Origin of the sequence: Nocardia sp. NPDC057272, assembly GCF_042668615.1 — a bacterium.
Lineage (GTDB): Bacteria > Actinomycetota > Actinomycetes > Mycobacteriales > Mycobacteriaceae > Nocardia.
In genome coordinates this window covers 1-6,058 of record NZ_JBHUYK010000044.1, presented here as the reverse complement: position 1 = coordinate 6,058, position 6,058 = coordinate 1, and the positions used below count along the sequence as shown (strand labels likewise).

5 protein-coding genes and 1 pseudogene are annotated in these 6,058 nt (G+C 65.0%); 4 read left to right on the top strand and 2 right to left on the bottom strand.

What is annotated here, in order from left to right:
* Positions 1–121: 121 nt before the first annotated feature.
* Both ACFULV_RS33375 and ACFULV_RS33370 read right to left on the bottom strand, forming a co-directional pair.
* On the bottom strand, positions 122–703 hold the full coding sequence (locus ACFULV_RS33375) for a TerD family protein (protein ID WP_378629622.1): 582 nt from the start codon (positions 701–703) through the stop codon (positions 122–124).
* 54 nt (positions 704–757) lie between these two features.
* Positions 758–1,036: a hypothetical protein gene (locus ACFULV_RS33370; RefSeq protein ID WP_378663807.1), complete on the bottom strand. Its 279-nt coding sequence runs from the start codon at positions 1,034–1,036 to the stop codon at positions 758–760.
* A 386-nt stretch (positions 1,037–1,422) separates the two neighbouring features.
* Here ACFULV_RS33370 and ACFULV_RS33365 point away from each other — a divergent pair, with 386 nt between their 5' ends.
* The 4 genes and pseudogenes from ACFULV_RS33365 to ACFULV_RS33350 form a co-directional block, all read left to right on the top strand.
* Positions 1,423–2,463: an acetyl-CoA carboxylase biotin carboxylase subunit family protein gene (locus ACFULV_RS33365; protein WP_378629625.1), complete on the top strand. Its 1,041-nt coding sequence runs from the start codon at positions 1,423–1,425 to the stop codon at positions 2,461–2,463.
* 89 nt (positions 2,464–2,552) lie between these two features.
* Positions 2,553–4,508 (top strand): hypothetical protein, encoded by a 1,956-nt coding sequence (locus ACFULV_RS33360; RefSeq protein WP_378663888.1) that lies wholly within the window; start codon positions 2,553–2,555, stop codon positions 4,506–4,508.
* A 79-nt stretch (positions 4,509–4,587) separates the two neighbouring features.
* On the top strand, positions 4,588–5,163 hold the full coding sequence (locus ACFULV_RS33355) for a TerD family protein (protein WP_067457219.1): 576 nt from the start codon (positions 4,588–4,590) through the stop codon (positions 5,161–5,163).
* 90 nt (positions 5,164–5,253) lie between these two features.
* A pseudogene (locus ACFULV_RS33350) lies at positions 5,254–5,886 on the top strand (alkyl sulfatase dimerization domain-containing protein); the annotation flags it as partial.
* Between the last annotated feature and the right edge of the window lie 172 nt (positions 5,887–6,058).

The following is a 6,058-nucleotide window of genomic DNA, read 5'->3' as shown; positions in this document are numbered from 1 at the left end:
TTTATATTACTCGTTATTTTAGTATTTTGGTTTTTGACCATATTGGTTTTTTTGGGGTTGGTGGTCCCCGGCGCGGGGGGGGCCGGGGGCCCACCGCGCGCCGGGCCCCGCCGCCGCGATGTCAGCCGATCGCGAAGCGCAGCAACGCCTGGCGATCGCCCTGCTTGATCTTGCCCTTGCGGTCGAGGACCTCCAGCTGCCACACCGGACCGTTGCGGAAGGTCCGCGCGATCGCGTTGGCGTTCTCCGCACCGAGCAGTGACGGCCAGATATCGGCGACAGGCTGGGTATCGCCGCCGGTGGCGTCGTAGATCTTGAACGAGACGTTGTTCGCCTTCTCGAAGGAACTGCCCTTCTTGAACGCGACGGCCACGAAGACGATGGAGTCGATCGCGGGGGGAACATTGGCGAACGTGACGTGCACGGTCTCGTCGTCGCCCGCGGCCGCACCGGTCTGCTCGTCGCCGGTGTGCAGCACCGATCCGTTGCCGAGCGGGTCGAGCGAATCCAGGCCGGCGAATCGCACCGGCTCAGCGCCCTGGAACAGCACGGCGATCAGGTCGAGGTCGACACCGCGCTTGCGCCGGGCCATTCCGAGAATTCCACCGCTGGAACCCGCCGACGGATCCCAGCTCACCCCCACGCTCATTTTGGTGATACCGGCGAGATCGGCCGCGCCGTCTTCCTTCTTGAGAGTAATCACGATTTTCAGGCTACGGACTTCGCCCGCCCCGTGCATGACGACGGAATACGCTCGTCAGCCGGAGTGGGTCGCGAGGTAGACGAGGGCCGTGACCGCCAGGGCGATCGCGCCGAGGATGCCGCCCGCGATCGTGTCGGCGCGGTTGGTGGCCACACCGTTCTCGATCCGTTCCCAGCCGATGAACGCGGCGGCCACGGCGCCGATACCGGCTGGGGCGGCGACGAACTCGCTGACGACAGGAATGAACGAGACCGCGCAGGCGATGATGCCGAGCACCAACGACGCGAGGCCGACACCGTTGCGTGGCGGCGGAGGGGTCTCTGGACCGGGCATTGCCTGAGCGTAGTCCCGCCGTGGGGTGGGTGCTGGTCACGCCCGGTCACAAGCCCTCGGTCACAGCTTCGTCATGGTTGATCGAGCAGGGGCCGGGTACTCCATGAAAATGGCAGCCCTGCAGGGATTCATTTCAGCGTCCCGGTTTCCGGGCTGTGGAGTTCGAGAAGGGATAAGGTTTGTCGATTTCAGCTGACGAATCGAAAAGTCGAAACCCGAACAAAGGTTATGTAGCCCTGCTGGGCTGGAGTTTGAATGCGGTCGAGGCGGTTGACCGGTTCGACCGCCGCTATATCGTAGTTGCGCCCGAATGGGCGGAAAGTTATTGCACGGAGCACGACATACCCTATATCCCCTGGGATTTCGAGCGGCTCAACGATCGTTCGATGGAGATCGCCGAGACCCTGAAGAAAAAGGGGGTCGATGTCGCCATTCCGATCTTCGAGGAGACGGTGGAATGGGCCGGGGCGATCAACTCCGTCCTGCTCGACAATCCTCGCCTGCTCGGGCAGTCGATGTTGCTGCGTGACAAGTCGTTGATGAAGCGGCGCGCGCAGCTCGGCGGTATCCGGGTCGGAATCTTCGAAGAGGCGCACGAACGCGATGACGTGATCCGATTCCTGAAGCGGGTCAATCAAACCCTGCTGAAACTCGACGGTGATCCCAACGATCCGATTCACCTCAAGGCGTTCGACAAGGCGGGCTGTCTCGGTCACCGGATCATCCGGACCCCCGACGAGGTGGACTCCATCCCCGACGACGAGTTCCCGATGCTGATGGAATCACACCTGGACGGCTGGGAGTTCGCGGTCGAGGCCTGGGTCCACAACGGCCGCATCTGCTTCCTGAACATCTCGGAGTACGTGACGCTCGGATACTCGGTGTTCGTCCCCGCGACGCCGGAACTCGAGAAATATCGGCCCGAGATCACCCGGCAGGTCGAAAAGCTGATCAAGACTTTCGACATCGAGTTCGGCTTCATCCATCCCGAGTACTTCGTCACCAGCGACGGGGAAATGTATTTCGGCGAGGTCGCTTACCGGCCACCGGGTTTCAAGGTGTTCGAACTACTGGAACGGACATACGGTTTCAACGCCTACCACGCACTGGTGCTGGCGTTCGACCCGAAGACCACCGACGAGGAGATCGACGCGTTCTTCCCGAAGGAAGTGGTGGATGCCACCGGCCATGCGGGGTGCTTCGGCGTGTATCCGCGGCGACGTGTGGTCAGCCGGCTGTCGGTGCCGCCCGAGACCGAGGATCACGATTACTTCGAGACGCACGAGCTCACCGCGCCGCAGGCCGAAAAGGTCACCAAACGAACCGCATTCGGTAATCACTGGGGTCTGCTCTATTTCTTCGGTGAGGACCCGTACACTCTGCGGGATCTGTTGAAGCGACAAGAAGAGCTCGACTTCTATATCTGATCCGTTGCCATGGCAACGGTGGGCGAAGGGATCGGCGATTGAGTCCGGACGGCCACGACGGGACGAGCCTGGACCGGCGCCTCGCCACGATGGACCACGCCACACAGTCCCTCGCGGACGCAGGCGATTTCGGCAAGCAGGTCAAGCTGCCCAGGGTCATGGACTCCCTGCGGCGGGTGCTTCTGCTGCCCGGCGGTTGCGCCGCGGTGCGCGAACGCGCCGAGAAGCTGGAGACCGCGGGCCTGTTCCTCGGCACGGATTGGGCACAACCGCAGATCCTCATCCCGGCGCTGAGTACCGGTGCGTTGCGCAGCGCCAACGCCGACACCATGGTGTTGGAGGCGGTGAGTGATCTGCGATTGCTCGCGGTGGCCAAGGGCGAATATCGGCACGCGCTGGTTTCGGCCGAACAGGCCGCTGATCATCTGTCGCAGGTACTCGCGGTGAATCTGTCGCTGCTGTTCTCCCCGCCCACCGAGGCCGAGCGGGAACAGCAGGGGCGGATGGCGCAGGTCTCGCGCGAGCTGCTGCACTATCTCGTCGCCGAGGTCGGGTACGAGAAGGTGCTCGAGAACCTGGTCGACGAGATCTGGCGCATCCTGCGGCAACGGCCGATCCAGGTCGACGGGGTCAAGCGGATGATCACCCAGATCGCCGTGGCCCGGGCGAATCCCGACGTGGATCTCGGCGCCAGCGGTCTGGGCGCCGACCGGCTGATCAGCAGCCTCTACGGGACCACCGAGGGGTGCAGGGAAGACCCCGGGGTCGAGGTCTACCGCGCGCGGCTGGAATCGATGGACGACAGTGCGTTGCAGTACGAGGCAACGGGATTCGCGCGGTCCATGCACGACACCGGGCTGGTCTCGCCGTATCACGCTGTGCTGCTGCGTTTTCTGCTCACCAAGGGTGCGTACCTGCTCGGCGAGGCGATGGGTCTGTCCAGCACCGGCCGCGACAGCCTGCTCTGCTATCACGAACTCGTCCACACCCTCATCGAGCAGGCCGTCCACGTCGAAACGGCGCAGTGCGTGTACGGACTCACCTTGCTGCTCGAACGCGGCATCCTCTATCAGCCGCCGGTCGCGCCCGCGCTGTGGCGTCAACTGGCACTGCGGCTTTCGCCGCACTCGCGTCGGCGGCTGACCCAGGTGTTCGGGCCGACGCCGGAACCGCGGGCGTGGTTGCTGTCGGGGATGCTGTCGGTTCTCGGCCTGCCGCTGGGAATCGGGCAGGGCGACAACCCCACCTGCCAATCGGCGCGGGCACTGTCGATGTGGGCCTACAACGACCCTGACTATCTGCTGCAGACGCTGGTGTGGGCCGCGCGCGACGACGAGATCGTCATGCACTTCGAAGGACAGCCGATCTCCTCGCGCGAGACCGGTGACACGGAATCGACCGCGCTGCAACTGGATCTGGACCCGGTATCGCTGCTGGTGGTACCGCACCTGGACCGGATCTACGCGGAGATGGGACGGCGCTGTATCGGCCGCGACGGCGATCCGCACCGCTGGATCAACCCGGAATTCCACGGCTGGTGGTCCGGACGCGGCTTCCGGATCAATGTCGACGTGGCCACCGGACAGCTGACCGACCTCGACGAATTCCTGCGCCACTTCTACGCCGGGTATCACCCCTTCTACAACGGCAACCAGCCGGTGATCCACCCGCAGCCCGCCGGTATCGCCGTCACCGACAGCGCGGCCCGCTTCGTCGGCTGGCACGCGATCACCGTGCTGCGCGTCAGCCTCGACCCGCAGGACGTGATGCGGGTGTACTTCTACAACCCGAACAACGACAGCGGCCAGGACTGGGGCGACGGGGTCGTCGTCGGAACAGCCGGGCACGGTGAGCGTTTCGGTGAAGCGTCGCTGCCCTTCGAGCAATTCGCCTCGCGGCTCTACATCTTCCATTTCGATCCGCTCGAGCCGGGTGAGCTGGCCGCCGTCGAGCGCGCGGAGCTGGACCGGGTGATCGGCTATCTGCGGCGCAGTTGGGGTGCCGACCGCATGCCCGTGGAAACGGGTGCGGCCGAACAGGATTGATCACAGCAAACGTTCAGAGTCGAACGCTAGGGTGTGGGCGTCGGCGCGCTTCGTGCCGCGATGAGCAAGGGGATTCGATATGGGTGTCAGCTTGTCCAAGGGCGGCAATGTCTCACTGACCAAGGCGGCGCCGAACCTCACCGCCGTCGCGGTCGGCCTCGGCTGGGATCTGCGGACCACCACCGGCACCGACTTCGACCTCGACGCCAGCGCCATCGGTCTCGGCGCCGACAAGAAGGTGGTGTCGAGCGGGCACTTCGTCTTCTTCAACAACCTGAAGTCGCCCGAGGGCGCGATCGAGCACGCGGGCGACAACACCACCGGCGCCGGCGACGGTGACGACGAGACGATCAACGTCGACCTGGCCAACACCCCGGCCACGATCGACTCCATCGTGTTCCCGGTCTCGATCTACGACGCCGCCACCCGCAACCAGTCCTTCGGCCAGGTGCGCAACGCCTATATCCGCGTCCTCGACCGCAGCAACGGCGAGGAACTCGCGCGCTACGACCTCTCCGAGGACGCGTCCACCGAAACCGCCATGGTCTTCGGCGAGCTGTACCGCAACGGCGCCGAGTGGAAGTTCCGCGCCACCGGCCAGGGCTACGCCTCCGGCCTGGAAGGCATCGCCCGCGATTTCGGCGTCAACCTGTAGCGGAGCCGGTCAGCTGCGGACATCCCCGAAGGCCGGGAAGACACGCAGCTGACCAGCCGGCGTGTCGACGGCGTGCTGCCCGACGGTCGTGGTGAGGGGCCGATTCTCACGCCCGCCGGCCTCATGGCGGAGGCCGTGTCGGAGAACGTCTACGCGGGTGTCGTGATGACGCGGCGCGGCACCTACATGTACGGCGTCGGGATGACGCCGGGCACCGAAGCGCCCGCGGAGATGAACCTCTATTTCCCCCGCCACCGCGCCCTCTGTCTCGCCGAGAACGCGACCCACAATCTGCGCAACCTGCTGACCCTGCGCGGCGCCCAGGTGCGCGATCCGCGGATCTGGTCGCGCTACATCGACGAGGCGATCGAGATGTTCGCCGTCGACGCCGACGTCGCGTTCGCCTCGCACCACTGGCCCACCTGGGGTGCGGAGAACATCATGGAATTCCTGGCGCTGCAGCGCGACCTGTACATGTACCTGCACGACCAGACCCTGCGGATGATGAACGAGGGACTCAACGGCCCGGAGATCGCCGAACAGTTCGAGTTGTCGCCGAACCTGGCCGACGCGTGGAGCGCCCGTGGCTATTACGGGTCGGTGAGCCACAACGTCAAGGCGGTCTACCAACGCTATCTCGGCTGGTTCGACGGGAACCCGACCTCGCTCTGGGAGCACCCGCGCACGGCGAAAGCGGTCCGGTACGTCGAGACCATCGGCGGCACTGTCGGTGGAGCAGCTGTTCGACTCGATCGCCGTGACACCGTAACCGTGCGGCGATGCGGCCGCGCCGAGCCCGGGCGCCGGCCCCACCCCCGGCAGAGGTGTGGGGTACAATAGGGCCAGGCATCCCAGAGCGCGCGGGGATATCGTTTTGGCCATAGAACAAAAAACA

What these genes read in the sequence shown, in the direction of transcription:
- ACFULV_RS33370 (WP_378663807.1), bottom strand. Translation starts at nt 1,036, where the DNA reads ATGCCCGGTCCAGAGACCCCTCCGCCGCCACGCAACGGTGTCGGCCTC.
- ACFULV_RS33360 (WP_378663888.1), top strand. Translation starts at nt 2,553, where the DNA reads ATGGACCACGCCACACAGTCCCTCGCGGACGCAGGCGATTTCGGCAAG.
- ACFULV_RS33355 (WP_067457219.1), top strand. Translation starts at nt 4,588, where the DNA reads ATGGGTGTCAGCTTGTCCAAGGGCGGCAATGTCTCACTGACCAAGGCG.
- ACFULV_RS33365 (WP_378629625.1), top strand. Translation starts at nt 1,423, where the DNA reads ATGGAGATCGCCGAGACCCTGAAGAAAAAGGGGGTCGATGTCGCCATT.